At 63.4% G+C, this 19,275-nt stretch carries 16 protein-coding genes; 8 read left to right on the forward strand and 8 right to left on the reverse strand.

Features of this window, described 5'->3' with window-relative positions:
• Positions 1-26: 26 nt before the first annotated feature.
• Both B0G81_RS09685 and B0G81_RS09690 read right to left on the reverse strand, forming a co-directional pair.
• The gene (locus B0G81_RS09685) at positions 27-2,396 is read right to left on the reverse strand and encodes an FdhF/YdeP family oxidoreductase (protein WP_243856404.1); all 2,370 of its coding nucleotides are present in this window, start codon (positions 2,394-2,396) and stop codon (positions 27-29) included.
• 83 nt (positions 2,397-2,479) lie between these two features.
• Entirely contained in the window at positions 2,480-2,731 is a 252-nt protein-coding gene (locus B0G81_RS09690) for a hypothetical protein (protein WP_134134851.1), read from the reverse strand.
• Positions 2,732-2,923: 192 nt separating this feature from the next.
• On the opposite strand from B0G81_RS09690, the gene B0G81_RS09695 reads away from it, so the two are divergent.
• On the forward strand, positions 2,924-3,169 hold the full coding sequence (locus tag B0G81_RS09695; protein ID WP_106278103.1) for a DUF6723 family protein: 246 nt from the start codon (positions 2,924-2,926) through the stop codon (positions 3,167-3,169).
• A 65-nt stretch (positions 3,170-3,234) separates the two neighbouring features.
• Here B0G81_RS09695 and B0G81_RS09700 read toward each other — a convergent pair whose 3' ends face one another.
• Complete coding sequence (locus tag B0G81_RS09700) at positions 3,235-3,471, reverse strand: hypothetical protein (protein ID WP_106278101.1); 237 nt, start codon at positions 3,469-3,471, stop codon at positions 3,235-3,237.
• Between the two features lie 157 nt (positions 3,472-3,628).
• Between B0G81_RS09700 and B0G81_RS09705 the strand changes: the two genes are divergently transcribed.
• The 3 genes from B0G81_RS09705 to tkt all read left to right on the forward strand — a co-directional run bounded on the left by B0G81_RS09705 (position 3,629) and on the right by tkt (position 6,994).
• Positions 3,629-3,889: a hypothetical protein gene (locus B0G81_RS09705; RefSeq protein WP_116121733.1), complete on the forward strand. Its 261-nt coding sequence runs from the start codon at positions 3,629-3,631 to the stop codon at positions 3,887-3,889.
• Positions 3,890-4,103: 214 nt separating this feature from the next.
• Positions 4,104-4,649, forward strand: coding sequence for a cupin domain-containing protein (locus tag B0G81_RS09710; RefSeq protein ID WP_116123783.1), 546 nt, complete (start codon positions 4,104-4,106; stop codon positions 4,647-4,649).
• 260 nt (positions 4,650-4,909) lie between these two features.
• Positions 4,910-6,994 carry a transketolase gene (tkt, locus tag B0G81_RS09715; protein WP_134134853.1) on the forward strand — a complete coding sequence of 695 codons (2,085 nt, stop codon included), beginning with the start codon at positions 4,910-4,912 and terminating at the stop codon, positions 6,992-6,994.
• A gap of 86 nt (positions 6,995-7,080) precedes the next feature.
• Here the strand turns inward: tkt and zapE are convergent, their stop codons facing one another.
• The 4 genes from zapE to B0G81_RS09735 all read right to left on the reverse strand — a co-directional run bounded on the left by zapE (position 7,081) and on the right by B0G81_RS09735 (position 12,500).
• Positions 7,081-8,184 (reverse strand): cell division protein ZapE, encoded by a 1,104-nt coding sequence (gene zapE, locus B0G81_RS09720; RefSeq protein ID WP_134134855.1) that lies wholly within the window; start codon positions 8,182-8,184, stop codon positions 7,081-7,083.
• A gap of 138 nt (positions 8,185-8,322) precedes the next feature.
• Entirely contained in the window at positions 8,323-10,653 is a 2,331-nt protein-coding gene (locus B0G81_RS09725; RefSeq protein ID WP_134134857.1) for a PAS domain S-box protein, read from the reverse strand.
• A 4-nt stretch (positions 10,654-10,657) separates the two neighbouring features.
• Positions 10,658-11,461: an alpha/beta hydrolase gene (locus B0G81_RS09730; protein ID WP_106278093.1), complete on the reverse strand. Its 804-nt coding sequence runs from the start codon at positions 11,459-11,461 to the stop codon at positions 10,658-10,660.
• A 136-nt stretch (positions 11,462-11,597) separates the two neighbouring features.
• On the reverse strand, positions 11,598-12,500 hold the full coding sequence (locus B0G81_RS09735) for a YihY/virulence factor BrkB family protein (protein ID WP_116123782.1): 903 nt from the start codon (positions 12,498-12,500) through the stop codon (positions 11,598-11,600).
• 238 nt (positions 12,501-12,738) lie between these two features.
• On the opposite strand from B0G81_RS09735, the gene B0G81_RS09740 reads away from it, so the two are divergent.
• The 3 genes from B0G81_RS09740 (at position 12,739) to B0G81_RS09750 (ending at position 16,247) form a co-directional block, all read left to right on the forward strand.
• Positions 12,739-13,893, forward strand: coding sequence for a ligase-associated DNA damage response exonuclease (locus B0G81_RS09740; RefSeq protein ID WP_134134859.1), 1,155 nt, complete (start codon positions 12,739-12,741; stop codon positions 13,891-13,893).
• Positions 13,890-15,566: an ATP-dependent DNA ligase gene (locus B0G81_RS09745; RefSeq protein ID WP_134134861.1), complete on the forward strand. Its 1,677-nt coding sequence runs from the start codon at positions 13,890-13,892 to the stop codon at positions 15,564-15,566. Before B0G81_RS09740 ends, B0G81_RS09745 begins: the two co-directional genes overlap by 4 nt.
• A 219-nt stretch (positions 15,567-15,785) precedes the next feature.
• The gene (locus tag B0G81_RS09750) at positions 15,786-16,247 is read left to right on the forward strand and encodes a response regulator (protein ID WP_116121727.1); all 462 of its coding nucleotides are present in this window, start codon (positions 15,786-15,788) and stop codon (positions 16,245-16,247) included.
• A gap of 73 nt (positions 16,248-16,320) precedes the next feature.
• Here B0G81_RS09750 and B0G81_RS09755 read toward each other — a convergent pair whose 3' ends face one another.
• The gene (locus tag B0G81_RS09755; protein ID WP_208328604.1) at positions 16,321-16,725 is read right to left on the reverse strand and encodes a PRC-barrel domain-containing protein; all 405 of its coding nucleotides are present in this window, start codon (positions 16,723-16,725) and stop codon (positions 16,321-16,323) included.
• A 260-nt stretch (positions 16,726-16,985) separates the two neighbouring features.
• On the opposite strand from B0G81_RS09755, the gene glgX reads away from it, so the two are divergent.
• Entirely contained in the window at positions 16,986-19,202 is a 2,217-nt protein-coding gene (glgX, locus tag B0G81_RS09760; RefSeq protein WP_134134863.1) for a glycogen debranching protein GlgX, read from the forward strand.
• Positions 19,203-19,275 lie beyond the last annotated feature (73 nt).

A 19,275-nucleotide genomic window follows, 5' to 3' on the forward strand; every position in this document is an offset into this window, starting at 1 on the left:
CATGCCGGCGCCCCCTTAGTGCTTTCTTACGCCACAAGATCCTCGCTCACCGCCGACTTGCGCAGCCGCACCGGAATCGACTTCGACGCCGGCACCTGACTCGATTCCGCGTGATGCGAGAGCGGAATCAGGCGATTGCATTCCGGGTAATAGCCCATGATGCAGCCGGGCGGAATGTCGAACGCGTGGACATGCATGCCGTCGACTTCGCGCGTCACGTCGTCGTTCGAGACGGTGGAGATGCACACCGCGTCGCCCTCCGCGAAACCGCGCTGCGCCATGTCGTCCTGATGCATCAGCAGCACGTTGCGGCTGCCGTGCACGCCGCGGAAGCGGTCGTCGAGACCGTAGACGGTAGTGTTGAACTGGCTGTCGCCGCGGGCCGTCATCAGGCGCAGCACGTCCGGGCCTCGCGCCGGCATATCCGCGTCTTCATCGAGCGTTTCGGGCACGATGAAATTCGCCTTGCCGCTCTCCGTTTTCCATTTGCGCTCGCAGGCCGCGAGCGGCCGGTGAAAACCGCCGGGTTGCTTGAAGCGCGCGTTGAAGTCCTTGAACTGATCCGGATAGGTGCGCTCGATTGCGTCGCGCACCAGCGAGTAGTCGCCGACCCAGGCATCCCAATCGATCTTCGGGTTGCGCGGCAACAGCGCCTTGGCAAGACCCGCGACGATGGCGGGCTCCGACAGCAGCATGTCGCCGGCCGGCTCGGCGAGTCCGTGCGAGCCATGCACACAGGCCGTGCTGTCCTCCACGCTGACCCATTGCTCGCCGCTCGCCTGACGGTCGACCTCGATGCGCCCGAGGCATGGCAGCAGATAGGCGACCTCGCCGTGCAGCAGATGGCTGCGGTTGAGTTTCGTGGCGATCTGCACCGTGAGCCGCAGACGCTGCCACGCGGGGTCCATCACATGGTGGTCGGGAATCGCCACCTGAAAATTGCCGCCCAGGCCGATGAACGCTTTGACCTTGCCGTCGAGCACGCCGCGGCAGGCTTCGACCGTGGTCATGCCTTTGTCGCGCGGCGGCTCGAAGCCGTAGAGTTCCTTCAGCTTGTCGAGCGGCGCGAGTTCCGGCTTTTCCGTGATGCCGACGGTGCGCTGTCCCTGCACGTTCGAGTGACCGCGAATCGGGCAGATGCCCGCGCCCGGCCGGCCGATATTGCCGCGCAGAAGCAGCAGGTTCGACAGCATCTGCACGTTGTGCACGCCGCTGCGGTGCTGGGTGATGCCCATGCCGTACAGCACCATTGCGGCATTCGCTTTCGCGTAGACGCGCGCAGTGTCTTCGAGCGCGGCGCGACTGAGGTGCGTGTGGTGTTCGATCTCTTCCCATGAAGTCGCGCGCATGGCCTGCGCGAAGGTTTCGAAGCCGTGCGTATGTTCCGCGATGAAAGCCGCGTCGAGCACGCGTGGCTCACCGTTGCGTTGCGCGTCGTCGTCCCATTCGATCAGCAGCTTGCAGAGTCCCGCAATCGCTGCCGCGTCGCCGCCGATCTTCACCTGATGATATTGCGTGCTGATCCGCGTGTCGGCCGGGGTGAGCATGTCGAGCGGCGACTGCGGATTCGCAAAGGTGACGAGCCCGCGTTCCTTGAGCGGATTGAAGGTGATGATGTCCACGCCGCGTTTGCGCGCATCCTGCAACTGATGCAGCATGCGCGGCGCGTTGGTGCCGGTGTTGTGGCCGAAGAACAGCATGCAGTCGGTATGTTCGAAATCTTCGAGTTGCACGGTCCCGACCGGCACGCCGATCGACTTCGGCAAGCCGACCGAAGTGCTTTCGTGACACATGTTCGAACTGTCCGGCAGGTTGTTGGTGCCGTAGAGGCGCGCCAACAGTGCGTACATGTAGGACGTTTCGAGCGATGCCCGGCCTGACGCATAGAACACCGCTTCATTCGGATCCATTGCTTGCAGTTCGCTCGCGATTTCGGCGAATGCATGTTGCCAGGTGGTCTGCACGTAGCGGTCGGTGACGGGATCCCAGCGCATCGGCGTGGTCAGCCGCCCGCGCGATTCGAGCTCGAGGCCGCTCCACGAGCGCAATTCACTCAGCGTATGGCTGGCGAAGAAATCCGCGTCGACGCGTTTACTGGTGATTTCCCACGCGGTCGCTTTCGCGCCGTTCTCACAGAATTCGAAAAGATGCGGGTCCGCGGGTTTGGCCCACGAACAGCTCACGCAGGCGAAGCCGTCAGGCTTGTTCTGCTGCGCAAGGATGCGGCTGCCGTTCAACGTCACGTGTTCCTGCACGAGGATCGACGCGACCGCTTTGACCGAGCCCCAGCCGCCGGCGGCGTGGCGATATGGCTTGATGGGCGCGCTATCGGGTGCGGTGGATGCGCGTTGCGCTGGACTCTCGGAAGTGGGTTCGACAGTAGGGTCGGTGCTCATGCTGGCTCCTCAACGGTTGGCGGTGCTTGCGCACCGGTTTAACCGAAGCCCCGCAATTACCGGACCGCTGGATTAATTCGCGCTTACAACCGTCCCGCCGGGCCTTCGGTGTGCGCAAGCGCGTGAGATAGGCACGCGACGCTCTGTGGCGGCGGCCTGCCAGGCGGATCGCCGTCGGGCGCACGATCCGGGTCGTTCGGCGGCACATCGTCGGGCGGCGGCGACGGATCGGGATCGCTGGTCGGGGGCGGCGCGTCGGGGTCGACTTCCGGCGGCATCGGCGTATGCAGATGCAGATCCGGCATGCAACTCGTGTTTGTCGTCTTCGTCGTCATGGTGGGTTCCGTGGTGGGTATGCATGCGAAACGCAACCGGCATGCCACCGGCTCGAACCGCCGCCGACGCGGGCGCGCCGCGTGGAACGGCTATTGCTCGACCACGGCAGGCGCGTACCCCGCAGCGGCGGTACGCGCCGCGATATCACACCGAACATGACGCACAGATGTGCAGGGATAAGGGAAAGACAAATGGCGCGACATAAGGCCGACGTTGCTGACGACGAGTTCGAGATTTACGCCAGCTATCACGGAACAGGCGACGGCCGTTACGTAGGTGGACTGAAGGTTGTCAGAAAAGCGGACAGAAAAATTCTGTTTCCATTCGATGGCGCTCCCGAACTCGGGCCCTACGCGACCGCCGACGAGGCGCGCCGCGCCGCAATCGACTATGGGCGCGAAATCGTGGCCGCCGATCGCGCGACCCCTGAGAAGTGAGGGAGCAAGAAGGCAGGTGGAGGATGGCGGCGCACGCGCGCCGCTTGCCGGAAAGGCGGAATTCCTTATGGCATGCCGCCGAGCGACGGTGAGATCGTGCTGCCGCGGCCCGGATCATTGGGGTGTTCGTCGGGCAGGGTGGGCTTCGCGGAGACGGGTGGATAGGTGCGGTAGCAACTGTCGATCGAGGAATCGGCGAGGCAGCGCTGGAATGCGTCCGCGTCGCTCTTCTGCGCGAATGTGTACAAAGTGCGTTCGACCTGCACTTCGGTATCGGACACGCGAATTGTGGTCATCGTCATGAAGTTCTCCTTTTTACAAATGTCGGTTCACACCTTCGCCTCATTTTTCGCAACGGCCGTGCCCGGCCATATGTTCCTGCGTAGTGCGGGAGCGTTGGCCGGGAGGGACCGGATGTTGCTTCAGCGAAGATATATCCCACGTCACGAGGAGAGCGACATGCAGGGCACCAAATCGCAGGACGAGCTGGACGCATTGGTCACCGATGAGGTGAAACAGCGCAACAAGCCAAGCGGCACGCACTATATCGAACCCAGTCCGCTCGGCATCGAGCCGGTTGAGCAGACCGGCGTCGACAAGGCGACCAATCCGCCACGCTCGAACGAGCGCCCGGCACACAGCGCCGAAGTGCCGCTCGGCACCGGCACGCATGCCGAGCCGCCCGGAGGCGGCGGGCGTGAATCGCAGCGCAAGGAATGACGCAGCAACGTAACCAAGGCGAGTGATACTTCATATGTTTGCGAAATTCGTCCACCGTCACGGCAGCGCGTCTAAACATGCCCGAAAAGAAGCAGACGCGAAGGCAGGCGCGCTTTATGCGGCGCTGAAACGATCGCCCGAGCCGGCCAGCGCAGCGTCTTCCACGCCGGCTCCAACGGCGCACCGCGATCCGCAGGACGCTAAGGAGCAAACCATGTTCAACGATTCAAAGCATGGATTCGACGCCGCCAAAACCGAATACGAAGCCTTCATGCTCAAACCGCACGACTGGGTGCCGAATAACCGCAATCTGCCGGTCGTGATTTACCGGCGCGCCCTCATGCCGGATAGCGGCGACCTCGCGGCCGCCTTCGAAATCCTTTTCGAGCGCAACGCATGGCCGCCGCAGTGGCGCGACGGGATCTTCGACTACCACCATTTTCACGCCACAGCGCACGAAGTACTCGGCGTAACGGACGGCTCCGCGCAGGTGATCATCGGCGGTCCGGGCGGCAGGGTGGTGTCGCTATCCGCCGGCGACGCGATTCTGCTGCCGGCCGGCACTGGCCACTGTCTGCAATCGTTCGCGCGGCACTTCCGGGTCGTCGCCGGCTATCCGGAGGACCAGCAGTGGGACATCCGCCGCGAGGCGCTCACGCCGGACGAACTGGCGGCCATGGAGGCGTTGCCTTTTCCGCCGCTGGACCCAATCGACGGCAAGCACGGGCCCCTGGTCGAGCATTGGCTGCGCGCGGCTTGATCTCGGCGCACGCCGGTTTTTTCTTCGTGTCAGCGCCGCTCCGGACGGGTTCCAGTCGCAAGCCCGCTGAAATAACCGCTTCCCGCAGTAGACCCGCCCGATGCCGCGTGTAACGCTCCGTGCAGATTTGCGCGCATCGGCGCATCATCGTTGAGCCTCGCAGCGGTTCCTCATGCGTTCTTCCACGTAACACGGTTCGCCGGGTGCGCCGACACAGCGCGTTCCGGCTTTCTCTTCAACCGCCGAACAAGGAGTGTCCCATGCAAAACGATCCCGCCCTCGATCAGCTGTGCATCAACACGATCCGCACGCTGTCGATGGACGCTGTGCAAAAGGCCAATTCCGGTCACCCCGGCACGCCGATGGCACTGGCACCCGTGGCCTATCATCTGTGGCAAAACCATCTTGTTTACGATCCGGACGAGCCGTTGTGGCCGAACCGCGATCGCTTCGTGCTCTCGGTGGGGCATGCGTCGATGCTGCTGTATTCGCTGCTGCATCTGGCCAACGTGAAAGCGGTGGACGACGAGGGCAAGCCGACCGGCAGGCCCTCCGTCTCGCTGGACGACATCGAGCATTTCCGCCAGATCGACAGCAACACGCCGGGACACCCCGAGTACCGCATGACCACCGGCGTCGAAACCACCACCGGCCCGCTTGGCCAGGGGCTCGGCAACAGCGTCGGCATGGCGATGGCGGGGCGCTGGTGCGAGAGCCACTTCAACCAGCCGGATGCGCCGCTCTTCGACCATCGCGTCTACGCGCTATGCGGCGACGGCGACATGATGGAAGGCATCTCGCACGAAGCGGCATCGCTCGCCGGGCATCTGAAACTGTCCAATCTGATCTGGATCTACGACAGCAACCGCGTGACGATCGAGGGCCACACGGACCTCGCGTACAGCGACGACGTCGAAAGCCGGTTCCGCGGCTACAACTGGCACACGCTGCGCGTGAACGACGCTAACGACGCTGCCGCGCTCGAGGCCGCTCTTGTCGAGGCGAAAAGCATCACCGACAGGCCGACGCTGATTGTCGTGCACAGCATCATAGGCTGGGGTTCGCCGCACAAGCAGGACAGTTCCTCGGCCCACGGCGAGGCGCTCGGCGTCGAAGAAGTCGCGCTGACCAAGAAGGCGTATGGCTGGCCGGAGGACAAGTTCTTCTATGTGCCTGACGGCGTGCACGAGCGCTTCGCGGCCGGCATCGGCGCGCGCGGCAAGGCGGCGCGCGAGGCATGGCAGGCCCAGTACGACGCATACAGCAAGAAGTACCCGGAACTCGCGCGTGAATTCGCGCAGATGGAAGCGCACGAATTGCCGGCGGGCTGGGACAGCGACATCCCCACGTTCGACGCCGACCCGAAGGGCGTCGCGTCACGCGATTCGTCGGGCAAGGTGCTCAACGCGATTGCCGCTCGCGTGCCGTGGATGATCGGCGGCTCGGCGGATCTCTCGCCGTCCACCAAAACCAACCTGAAATTCGAGGGCGCCGGCAGCTTCGAGCACGATAGCTACGGCGGCTGCAATCTGCACTTCGGCATTCGCGAACACGCGATGGGCGCGGCGGTGAACGGCCTCGCACTGTCGAATCTGCGGCCGTTCGGCTCCACGTTCCTGATTTTCAGCGACTACATGAAGCCGCCGATCCGCCTCTCGGCGATCATGGAAGTGCCGTCGATCTTCGTGTTCACGCACGATTCGATCGGCGTGGGCGAAGACGGTCCGACCCATCAGCCGATCGAGCAGCTGGCCTCATTGCGCGGCGTGCCCGGCCTCACCGTGCTGCGTCCGGGCGATGCCAACGAAGTCGCCGAGGCCTGGCGCGTGGCGCTGTCGGATCCGCGCCGGCCGTCGTGCATCGTCGTGTCGCGCCAGGCGTTGCCCACGCTGGACCGCAGCCGCTATGCCGCCGCCAGCGGTACGCAGAAGGGCGCGTATGTGCTCGCCGACGCAGCCGATGGACAGAAGCCGCAAGTGATCCTGATGGCGACGGGCAGCGAGCTCTCGATTTGCGTCGACGTGTACGAGAAGCTCAAGGGCGACGGGATCGCGGCGCGCGTGGTGTCGATGCCGTCGTGGGACATCTTCGAGCGCCAGGACGAGGCGTATCAGGAATCGGTGCTGCCCTCGGACGTCGACGCGCGTGTCGCCGTCGAACAGGCTGCCTCGCTCGGCTGGGACCGCTATGTGGGTCGGCTCGGCGCGCAGGTGGTGATGCATACGTTCGGCGCATCCGCGCCGCTCGCCGATCTGAAGAAGAAGTTCGGCTTCACGCCGGAGCGTGTGTATGAAGCGGCGAAGCAGCAGATCGAGCGGGTGAAGTCGAAGCGCAGCCAAGAGTGATGGCACGAAAAGGTGCGAAGTGAAAAAGCCGGCGGTTTGATGAAAACCGCCGGTTTTTTATGAAAATGCGCCCAGGGTGCTCTGGCTTACGCGGAATCGTCCAGCGCATCGGCCGGCGTGTCCGCTGAAACCTCGCGCGTTCCGTCGAGCGTGTTGCGATAAGCGCGCGATTGCATGTCGGCGAGCCGGCTCAGCGTGCGCGACAGATCGTGCGCGCCTTGCAGACCGCTGAGCGCCATCTCGATTGGTTCATCGGACGCGATAAACAGCGCACGCTTGCGGTCGTAGAAGATATCGACCAGCCAGATCAGCCGTTGCAGCGTGTGAGACGTGCTCAACCACTCGTTGCGCACATTGTCGAGGATCAGACCGTGCCATTGCTCGGCGAGGTCCAGGTAGTCGAGATGCGAGCGGCTCGCCACGCACAGATTCTCGAAGTCCGCCCACAGCAAAGCCGCGCCCGCCGCGCGCGCGACAAACGGTCGGCCCGCCGCGCTCACCGTGACGGGATCGAGCGCTTCGCTGCCTTCATAGCGCACGAAAATCCGCAGCAATGTCTCGCGGGTCGCGGCATCGAGTGGCGCGAAGAAATGCGGCATTTGCGCCTGTTCACCGCCGAAGCGGTAGTCGCGCGCGCCGTCGAAATGAATCACGATAAAGCAGCGTTTGATCTGCTCGATGGTCGGCAAAAAACGCTCGTGAAACTCCGGGTCGGGCAGCAGGCCTTCCGGCGCATAGTTCGAGGTGAGCACGATGCGGGTGCCGAGCCCGATCGCCGTATCGAGAAAGCGGCCCATCAGGAATGCATCGGCGATATCGTGTACGTGAAATTCGTCGAAGCACAGCAGCTCGATACCGTCGAGCCATTGGCGCGAGACCGAGCCGAGGCGGTCGTCGCCGCTTGGCTCGCTGACGAGCCGCCGGTTCATCTCGCGCAAAAATTCGTGGAAGTGCAGACGCCGCTTGCGGCAGGTCGCCAACTCGAACACGGTATCGACCACCAGACTTTTGCCGCGCCCAGGCAGCCCATGGCAATACACGCCCTGATGCAGCGGTGTCGCGGCGGAACGCGTGCGCGGGCCGTTCGCGGCGAGTAATGTGACGAGCGCGGCGATCGCTTCGCGCTGGTTCGCGTCGGGCACGATGCCCCGCGTGGCCAGGGTGCGCGTGACCTGAGCGTCGTCAAGCATGGGCGGCTGCGCCAGCGCGGGGCGAAACGGTCTCGCACGAGGCAGCGGCGAAAGCGGCAACGGTGTCGTAGGGCATAAAGAGAGGCGGGCGGAAATCGCGTCAGTTTAACAAGGCGCGTTGACCACTCACACTCGCACTCACGCACTCTGCCGGCTCAACACCCGCTGCAACTCGCCGGGGTCGACCGGCTTGGTGAAGTGATGGTCGAATCCCGCGGCGAGAGCAGTCTGCTTGTCCTGCTGCTGGCCCCAGCCGGTGACGGCGATCAGCACAATGCCCGCGTGCTGGTAATCCTGGCGAATCCGCCGCGCCACTTCATAGCCGTTCAGTTGCGGTAAGCCGATGTCGAGAATCACCGCCTGCGGCGCGAACGCGCTGATCAGTTCCAGACCCGCTACACCGTCGCCGGCCGTGCGGACTTCGTGGCCTTCGAGTTCGAGCACCATCGCAAGGCTCTCGGCGGCGTCCGCGTTGTCGTCGACGATCACGACGCGCAGGCCGCCCGCATGCGGTGCCTCGGGCGGCGCACTGTCGGACGGCAGCGCCGCCGCTGCCGTCACCGGCAACCGGATCACGAATTCGCTGCCTTTGCCGGGACCGTCGCTAAAAGCCGCGACCGTGCCGCCGTGCAGTTCCGCGAGGCCGCGCACCAGCGCGAGGCCGATGCCGAGTCCGCCTTGCGAGCGGTCCAATGCCGGTGCGAGTTGCGAGAACATTTCGAACACGTTGTCCAGATGCTCGGCTGGAATGCCGATGCCGGAATCGCGCACGACGATCACGGCTTCGTCGCCTTCGCGTTCCGCCGCGAGCGAGATGGTCCCGCCGGGCGGCGTGTACTTGGCGGCGTTGTTCAGCAGATTCAGGATCATCTGCGACAGCCGCGTGGGATCGGCGACCAGATAGAGCGGCTCGCGCGGCAGCGTCACGCTCAGATGATGCGACGAGGCCTGCACGGTCGGCCGCGCCGCTTCCATGGCCGATTGCATTGCGCGTGCCAGTTCGAGACGTTGCTTGCGCAGCTCGAGCTTGCCCTGAGTGATGCGCGAGACTTCCAGCAGATCGTCGACCAGATGCGTCATGTGCTGGAGTTGCCGGTCGAACACGTCGCGCGACCAGCTCAATTGCGGATCGGCAAACTCTTTCAGGCGCAGAATTTCAAGCACGTTGCGCATCGGCGCGAGCGGATTGCGCAGTTCGTGTGCGAGCGTGGCGAGAAATTCGTCCTTGCGGCGATCGGCATTCGAGAGTTCGCGGTTCAGCCGCGTGAGTTGCTGCTCCGCGTGCCGGCGCCCGGTGATGTCGCGATTGATGCTGACCGCGCCGTAGATATCGCCGCGCGCGTTGGCGAGCGGCTTGATGACGGTTTCGCACACGCCGCGCGAACCGTCGCGCCGCACGAATGGCAATTCGCCGCGCCATGTGCCTTCGGCGGCCAGTGCCGCGAGCGCTTCGCGGCGAATGCTCAACGCCTGGTCCGGCGGCAGCAGGAGCGCGACCGGCTTGCCGAGAATCTCGCGCATGCGATAACCCAGCATGCGTTCGCCGCCCACGTTGAAGTCCGTGATATTGCCGCGCAGATCGGTGATCACGATCGCGTCGCTCAGGTGTTCGAAGATTGCCGCCTGGCGCAGCAGGACCGTCTGCGCTTCCTTGCGTTCGGTAATGTCGATGCCGAGGCCGTAGATCGTGAGCGGCTCGCCCTGGCGGTCGTAAGTGGCACGCCCGCGGCCTTCCATCCAGCACCAGTCGCCGCTTGCGTGCAGAAAACGGAACTCGGCGACATAGTCGTCACCGGTTTCCACCGCGTGGTCCACGGCCTCGTTCAGCGCGATCAGATCGCCCGGATGAATCAGTTCGAAAAAGCCGCCGGGCATGTTGGCAAAGCGGCCTTCGGCATAGCCCGCGAGCGCTTCGAGTTCGCGGCTCCACCAGAGCTTGCCCGACTTCGGCTCGTGCGACCACGCGCCCATGCGCGCGCCGCGCATGGCGAGGCTCAGCACGTCGCGGCTTTCCTGCAACTCGCGCTGCGCGAGCTGATGCGCGGCCACGGACGCCTCGGCATTGCGCCGCGCGAGCAGCAACTCCTGCTCGTACTTGTGACGGTCCGCGACGATCAGCACCGCCACTTCCAGGTAAGTCACCTCGCCATGACGGCGGCGCACCGCGTTGAGCAGCATCGGCACCATGTGGCCGTCGCGATGCAGCATGTTCAGCTTGACCTCGGCCACCGAACCCTGCATTTGCAGAAGCGGTGCCCAATGCGTCTGATAGAACACCTTGCCGCCGGCGCTCAGCAGATCCTGGATTTGCCTCGCTCCGGCCAGCTCCGCGCTGTCATAGCCGAGCCAGCCGCAGAAGGTCGCGTTCACGCGCACAATGCGGCCATTGGCATCGGTGACAAGCAGGCCGCAGGCAGCGTGCTCGAACAACGCGTCGGCTGAGGGCAGCGGGCGGTCCGTGCTGTGCATCGTGCTACAGGCTCATCGGCGCGAGGAAGGAATTCATCGCGGCCGCGCTCGCGCTCGGCGCGCTCAGGTGCGGACAATGGCCCACGTTCTCGATGAGATGCAGCGTGCTGCCGGGAATCGTGCGGTGCAGGTATTCGCCGACCACACAGGGCGCGATGATGTCGTCGCTACTTTGCAGAATGAGCGTGGGCGTGGTGGCGCGCGAGAGTATCGCGCGCTGGTCGGACAGAAACGTGACGCGCGCGAATTGACGGGCGATCTCGGGATCGGTGCGGCAGAAACTGTTGGTCAGTTCGACGCCGAGTTCCGGCTGCTCCGGCGCGCCCATGATGGCCGGCGCCATTGCGCTCGACCAGCCGAGGTAGTTGCTTTCGAGCGTGCGCAGCAGATCTTCGATGTCTTCGCGCGAGAAGCCGCCGACGTAGTCGCCGTCGTTCACGTAACAGGGCGACGGGCCCACCATGATCAGAGCGGAGAAGAGCTGCGGCGCCTTGAGGCTCGCGATCAGGCCGATCATCGCGCTGACCGAGTGGCCGACGAACACCACCGGGCCGTCGGCAACTTCACGGATGATCTCGATCAGGTCGCTGGCGTAGCCGTACAGCGAGTCGTACTTGTCGATGTCGTAGGCGCTCAGATCCGACGAGCCGCTGCCGACATGATCGAACACCACGGTCCGGTATTCGTCCTGAAACGACGGTGCGAGGTAGCGCCACATGCTCTGATCGCAACCGAAACCGTGCGCCAGCACCATGGTCCGCTTGCCGTTGCCGGAAATCTGTATGTTGTTGCGCTGGGTGATGCTCATGGTGGGGTCCTGAAGCCTGCCGGCTGGAAGAGGCGGTTATGCCAGGCGTGCGCCTCGGCCGGTATTCAGCAGAATGTTACCGCAGTCTTGCCCCACGGCCTCGTTCCCTGGTCGTGGCACGCCTCGCGGCGAGCACTCAGCCGGTCTTGATGTCGGGCTGCGGCGCCTGAAGCGGCTCGATCCCGAAGCGTTCGTATTGCGAAATCACCTGCGCTCCGAGCAGCAGCAAGGTCGCGAGCCATTCAAGGCTGAACAGGATGACGATGGCCATGGTCAGCGATCCGTAGACCACGCTCACCTGCGAGAGGGTAGCGAAGTACCAGACCAGCACGTGCCGCGTAATCTCCCACAGCACGGCGGCGACCACGCCGCCGAACAGCGCATGCCTGAGCGAAGGACGACCGACCGGCATCACCATATAGATCGAGGTCAGCACGAAGACCTCGCCCGCGAGGCCGAGCAGATACAACACGACGCGCGAGAGTCCCTGCAACGAAACATGCAGGCCGAACAGATCGATGCCTTCGGCGCCGATCGCTTCGAGCCCGCTCGACACGAAGGTGACGATCAGGATGCCGACACCGAGACACAGAATGTAGCAATACGGCAGCATCGCCGAGAGCAGGAAGTGCCGCCGCCGGACCACCACACGGTGGACGAAAATCAGCGACATCGCGTTCTCGAGCACGGTGAAGGCCAGCGAACTGAAGAAGATCATCGTCAGCAGCAAGACCCAGCCGATCACCGCGCGATGCGACAGAAAATTGGCCAGCTCGCGAACCAAGGCGTTCGACTGGCCCGGCACCAGCCATTGCAACAGATGCGCGAGCGCCGCGAGCAACACATGCTGGGGCACGAAGCGCGACAGGGCGATCACGATCAGGATCATGAGCGGTACGATCGACAACAACGCGTAATACGCGACCGCGCCGGCGAGCAGCAAGCCCTGGTTGGCGCGAAATGCCTTCAGCGTTTGCAGCACGAATGCGCCGGGATGTTTCGCCACATATAACGCGTGGTCATCGATGATGGTTTGCATGGGACCTCGCAGCGCGCGTGGCTGACCTGCCGGAATGCGGGCTTTGCCGACGCGCGTACCTTGTTGCTCCTGCATACTCAAGCAAGAATGCAGCCACGCTGACATTGCCGCTTCTCTTCGGCGCTCCTCTCCGGCACTCAGGTTCACGTGCACACGCCGGGAATGCAGTTTGCTTGGCGGATGTGTCGAGCTTGCATCGACCTGCTGCAACGTGCCCGCTTTTCCACTGGAACCCCCATTGACTATAGCCTCTGACGAAGCAGACCTCGCGGACCTCGTGGTGGCACGGCCAGAGGGATTGTATTGTCCGCCTGGCGACTTCTATATCGACCCGTGGCGTCCCGTCGACCGGGCAGTGATCACGCACGCGCATTCCGACCACGCGCGCTTCGGGCACCGGCACTACCTTGCGTCGCAAGCAGGGGCGAACGTGCTGCTGTCGCGTTTGCCCGGCATATCGCTGCAAACCCTGGGGTATGGCGAGCGCCTCGATCTTAACGGCACGACGGTATCGCTGCATCCCGCAGGGCATGTACTCGGCTCGGCGCAAGTGCGGATCGAACATCGTGGGCGCGTGTGGGTGGCTTCGGGCGACTACAAACTCGACCCCGACCCGACCTGCGATGCCTTCGAACCGGTGCGCTGCGACACCTTCATTACCGAGTCGACCTTCGGCCTGCCGATCTACCGGTGGGACGCGCCGCAAGCGGTATTCGACGGCGTCGATTCGTGGTGGCGTCATAACGCTGCCGAAGGACGCGCGTCCGTGCTGTTCTGCTATTCGTTCGGCAAGGCGCAGCGCGTGCTCGCCAGTGTCGATGCCGGCATTGGGCCGATTTTCTGTCACGGCGCCGTGGAACCGCTCAATCGCGCGTATCGGGACGCCGGCGTGCATTTGCCGCCTGTGCGGCCTGTCAGCGAGATACCGGTCAAGGACAAGGCGGCGTTCCGTCAGGCACTGATCGTGGCGCCGCCGTCCGCGCAAGGCAGCGCATGGCTCAAGCGCTTCGGCGACTATAGCGATGCATTTGCATCCGGCTGGATGCGTCTGCGTGGCGCGCGCCGCAGGCGTGGTGTCGACCGCGGCTTCGTGCTGTCGGATCATGCCGATTGGCCGAGCCTGCAAACAGCCATTCAGGCGACGGGCGCCGAACGCGTGATCGTCACGCATGGCTCGGTCGAGCCGATGGTGCGCTGGTTGCGCGAGCAAGGCCTCGAGGCCGGTGCGTTTGAAACGCAATATGGCGACGATACGGTCGAAGCGGATGCCGCGGGTGCGGATGAAACCGTCGCGGCGCGCAGCGTGCCGCTCGAGTTCGATCAGACAGCAGCAGAGCAGGCTGTGCCGGCTGATGACCAGAGCCATGCGGCCAACCCGTCGAGCCGCGCATGAAACGCTTCGCCGCTCTCTACACCGCGCTCGACGCGACCACGTCCACGCACGACAAACTCGAAGCATTGACCAGCTACTTCGCCGTGGCCGAACCGGAAGATGCGGCGTGGGCGTCGTATTTTCTTGCCGGCGGCAAACCGCGCCAATCGGTGCCGACGCGTCTGCTGACCGAGATCGCCCGCGAACGCGCGGGATTGCCGGCGTGGTTGTTCGAAGAGTCCTATCACGCAGTGGGCGATCTGGCCGAAACCATCGCGCATATCCTGCCGCCCGCGCAACGCAGTTCCGAACTGGGCCTCACACAATGGATCGAGCAACGTGTGCTGACCTTGCGCGGCGTGGCGCCGGAAGAGTTGCGCACGCGTTTGATCGGCTACTGGGACGAACTCGATTGGGGCGGCCGGTTTCTGCTGACCAAACTGATTGGCGGCGGGTTTCGGGTGGGCGTCGCGCGGCAACTGGTGGTGAGGGCGCTAGCGGAAGTCGCGGGCGTCGATCATAAGCGGATCGCGCAGCGCATGGTCGGTTGGACCGATTCGCAACAGAAGCCCGATGCCGCACGCTATCTGCGTTTGATCGCGCCCGAAGCGACTGGCGACGAGATGCAGCCTGGCGAGCACCAGCAGGAGAGCGACCTCGGCCTGCCGTATCCGTTCTTTCTCGCGCATCCATTGCAAGCCGATCCGGCAACGCTCGGCGATCCCTCGCAATGGCAGATCGAATGGAAGTGGGACGGCATTCGCGCGCAACTCGTCAAACGTGGTGGACGTGTCTGGTTATGGTCACGCGGCGAGGATCTGATCACGGATCGCTTCCCCGAAGTGGCGGCGTTGGGCGATGCCTTGCCGGACGGTTTCGTGGTCGACGGCGAGATTCTCGCGTGGGAACCCGGCGCCATCGCGCCATTACCGTTTGCGCGGTTGCAACCGCGCATTGCCCGTAAGACGCTGACTAAAAAAATCCTCGCCGATTCGCCGGCCACGCTGCTGGCGTACGATCTGCTCGAAGCGAACGGCCGGAACCTGCGCATGACGCCGCTCGTCGAGCGGCGCGCGCAACTGGAGGCGTTGGCTGTTTCAATCGAAGGCACACTCGCGCACGATCTGCTGCGCGTGTCGCCGCTGGTTCGTGCAGCGGACTGGCACGCGCTTGCCGCATTGCGCGACGAGAGCCGTTCGCGTGGCGTGGAAGGGCTCATGGTCAAGCAGCGCGAATCGATGTACGGCGTGGGCCGTACCAAAGCCTCCGGTACATGGTGGAAATGGAAGATCGATCCGTATGCAGTCGACGCCGTGCTGCTCTATGCGCAACGCGGCCACGGCCGTCGCGCGAGTCTCTATACGGATTTCACTTTCGCGGTATGGGACGAAGCGAACGGCGTGCGCACGTTGGTGCCCTTCGCGAAGGCTTATTCCGGTCTAACCGACGAAGAAATGCGTCAGGTCGACGCGATCGTGCGCAAGACCACGATCGAAAAGTTCGGCCCCGTGCGCAGCGTCACCCCCACGCTCGTTTTTGAAATCGGCTTCGAAGGCATTCAGGCGAGTCCGCGTCATAAGTCCGGCGTGGCAGTGCGTTTTCCACGCATGTTGCGTTGGCGTACTGATAAACACATCGACGATGCCGATACGCTTGCCATGCTGAAGGGCTTCATCGACAACCGTGCGGGATAACCCGCTGAGTACAAATCCCTAAAACGGTGCTGGGTTTTTAGTCAGCGGCATTTTATTGCCTGAGCTAAGGTGATGAGGTGAGGGCGTACGCTGCGAATGCGACGCAACCGGAAGACCATCGTGTGGCGAACGATGAGTTTTGTCCGCGTGTCAGGAGCGAATCTTGCGCGCAGGTTTCGAAGTGCCCGCGAGTGGCATAAGGGAAAAGCCAAGGAGAGAATGGTGAGGTTCGACGACCGGATGGACGATAACGAAGATGTCGTAGTGTGGCGGCCTATCCAGTACGCGATGGCATCGCACCGGCGCGTCCTCGTGGTGGACGATTACCGGGAAGCGGCAGATGCATTGCAGATGTTGCTAGCCGCGGACGGCTTCGAGTGCCGGGCGCTCGAGGATCCGTTCGCCGTCTGCGAGATGGCGTGCGACTGGCAGCCCTTTGCAGTGGTGCTGGACATCAGGATGCCGGGCCTGGATGGTCTCGAACTGGCTCGGCGTCTGCGTGCTGATCCTTCGACTTCGCATATGTTGCTGGTGGCATGTACGGCGTCAGCCTCACGTGACGACCGGGCGCGCGCCAAAGCCGCAGGGTTTGATGCGCATTGCGCGAAACCGTTGACGCCCGAGCGCCTGCTGCGAGTGCTCGAATCAGCGGCGGCGCTGCATGCGACGGGCCCGTCGTAAAGGCTGCGCCTGGTTTGACACCGGTCTGCAAGGCCGGGCCCTTGCAGCCGGTCAACGAAATTAAAACCCTCTCTCAATCCGGTGCGTACTTGAATTCAGGTAGCGCCTCGAGCGATTTCTTGGTGGCCTCTGGCAGTACCACCCGGCGGTTGTTGATCTGTAAGTCGTTAAACGGCACGGCGACCAGATGTTTGCCCATGCCCAGGAATCCGCCTACCGACAGAATGGCGTATGTGCTGCGATCGCCGCTCGGCGAGACGATCAGATCGTCCAGCGTGCCGATCGTGTCCTTCGTTTTGTTGTAAACATCAGCGCCACTCAGCTTCGACGCGCGGTAGCCGCTGGCGAGTTGCACCACGTCCGTACGCCTTTCGGTGATGGCCTGAGGCGCGCCCTGAGCATACGCGTTGCCGTGCGACGCCAGTGTGGCGAGAAGCAGGGCGGTGGCGGCCAGCGGTTTGATCTGTATTCGTTGCATGATGATTTCTCCCTGATGGCATATGCGGCGCTTCTCATGCCGCCGCTTCACTGAGGCAGCTTTCACCCTGCTGCTGCAAGAGTTGTGCCGCGCCGCGCACGCAGCCGTGCCAAACCTTTCAGGTCTGGAATTTGCTAAATCAGCGGGCTGCTGTTCGAAGCTCCGATCGCGCATTCATGTCGCCGGAGACGCCTGCATCGACTGAATCACGCTTGCACTAAACACGCGCGCCCGCGCCTCTAGCTTCCACAGGAACCCCTATGTCATCCCAGACCAATTACTCGACGCGCATCTCGGAAGGCACGCCTTTTCCGCTTGGCGCGACATGGAACGGAAGCGGTGTCAACTTCGCGCTGTTCTCCGCGCACGCCACCAAGGTCGAACTATGTCTGTTCGATGAAACCGGCGAAAACGAAATCGAACGCATCGAATTGCCGGAATATACCGACGAGGTGTGGCACGTGTTCGTGCCGAACCTCAAACCGGGCGCGGTTTACGGCTATCGCGTGCACGGCCCTTATGAACCGGAGAAGGGCCATCGTTTCAATCCGAACAAGCTCTTGCTCGATCCCTATGCAAAGGCGCATATCGGCGAGCTCAAATGGGCGCCGGAAATCTTCGGCTATACGCTGGATTCCGAACAGGGCGACCTGTCTTTCGACGAGCGCGACAGCGCGCCCTTCGTGCCCAAGTGCAAGGTGGTCGATGCCAACTTTTCGTGGAGTCATCCTGATCGGAACGCGTTGCCGTGGGAGCGCGTGATTTTTTACGAAGCCCATGTGCGGGGATTTACCAAGCGGCATCCAGAAGTACCGGAAAATCTGCGCGGCACGTTCGCCGGACTCGGACAGCAGGTCGTGCTCGACTACATCAGGAACCTCGGTGTGACGTCAGTCGAACTGATGCCGGTCCAGACCTTTGTTAACGACAGTTATCTGCTCGAGAAGGGCCTCACCAACTACTGGGGTTACAACACAATAGGTTTCTTCGCGGCCGATCCGCGTTTCTTCGCGTCGTCGATTGATTCGGTGGGCGAGTTCAAGGAGATGGTGGACCGGTTTCACAACAACAATCTCGAAGTCATTCTCGACGTGGTCTACAACCACACCGCGGAAGGCAACGAGCGTGGCCCGACGCTCTCGTTCAAGGGCATCGACAACGCATCGTACTACCGCCTGATGCCCGACGAACCGCGCTACTACATCAACGATACCGGTACCGGCAACACGCTGAATCTGTCGCACCCGCGCGTGCTGCAGATGGTGACCGACAGCCTGCGGTACTGGGTGACGGAAATGAAGGTGGACGGTTTCCGTTTCGATCTCGCCACGATTCTTGGCCGCGAGCAGCACGGCTTCGACGAAGGCGGCGGTTTCCTCGACAGCTGCCGGCAGGACCCCGTGCTCTCTAGCGTGCGGCTGATTGCCGAGCCGTGGGATTGCGGCCCGGGCGGCTATCAGGTCGGTGGCTTTCCGCCCGGCTGGGCCGAATGGAACGACCGCTTTCGCGACACGGTGCGCGAATACTGGAAGGGCGACGAAGGCAAGGTGCCCGATCTCGCCACGCGTCTCACCGGTTCGGGCGACAAGTTCAATCATCGCGGCCGCCGCCCGTGGGCCAGCGTGAACTTCATCGCCGCGCACGACGGCTTCACGCTGAACGATCTGGTCTCGTACAACGACAAACACAACGAAGCCAACGGCGAGGACAACAAGGACGGCCACTCGGACAACAAGTCCTGGAACATGGGTGTGGAAGGTCCGACCGACGACCCGGACATTCGTCAACAGCGCGAGCGCCAGAAACGCAATCTGCTGGCCACGTTACTGCTTTCGCAAGGCACGCCGATGATACTCGCGGGCGATGAATTCGGCCGTACGCAGCAGGGCAACAACAACGCCTATTGCCAGGACAACGAGATCAGTTGGGTGAATTGGGACGCCATCGACGACGACGGCCGCGCGCTCATCGAGTTCGTCAAGAATCTGACCACGTTGCGCCACCGTCTGCCGGTTTTGCGGCGCGGCCGCTTTATCATCGGTGAATATAACGAGGCGCTGGACGTGACCGACGCGCGTTGGCTCTCGCCCGACGGCACGGATCTCTCCCAGGAACAGTGGGACGATCCGTCGATGCGCTGCTTCGGCCTCGTGATCGACGGCCGCGCGCAGGCGAGCGGCATTCGCCGTCCGGCTTCGGACGCGACCTTGCTGCTGGTGCTGAACGCCCACCACGATGTCGTCAACTTTACGCTGCCCGACATTCCCGACGGCGATCAGTGGACCTGCCTGCTCGATACCAACATGCCGGTGCGTTCAGAATTGCCGCTGTTCAGCACCGGCGACGCGTATCAGGTGACGGGACGCTCACTCCTGCTGTTCGCGCTCGACGCACCGAACCGCGCGACGCAGCGTGTATTCGACCGCCTCGAAGAGCAACTCACCACCGACGAAAGCGAACCCGCCGCCGGAGCTTGACGCGACAAGGCCTGAAACGCTGTCGAGCTCGCGCTGCCGGGTATAGCGCTTGCTCGATTGCAAGGGACTGCGC

Source organism: Paraburkholderia sp. BL6665CI2N2, from assembly GCF_004366535.1.
GTDB lineage: Bacteria > Pseudomonadota > Gammaproteobacteria > Burkholderiales > Burkholderiaceae > Paraburkholderia.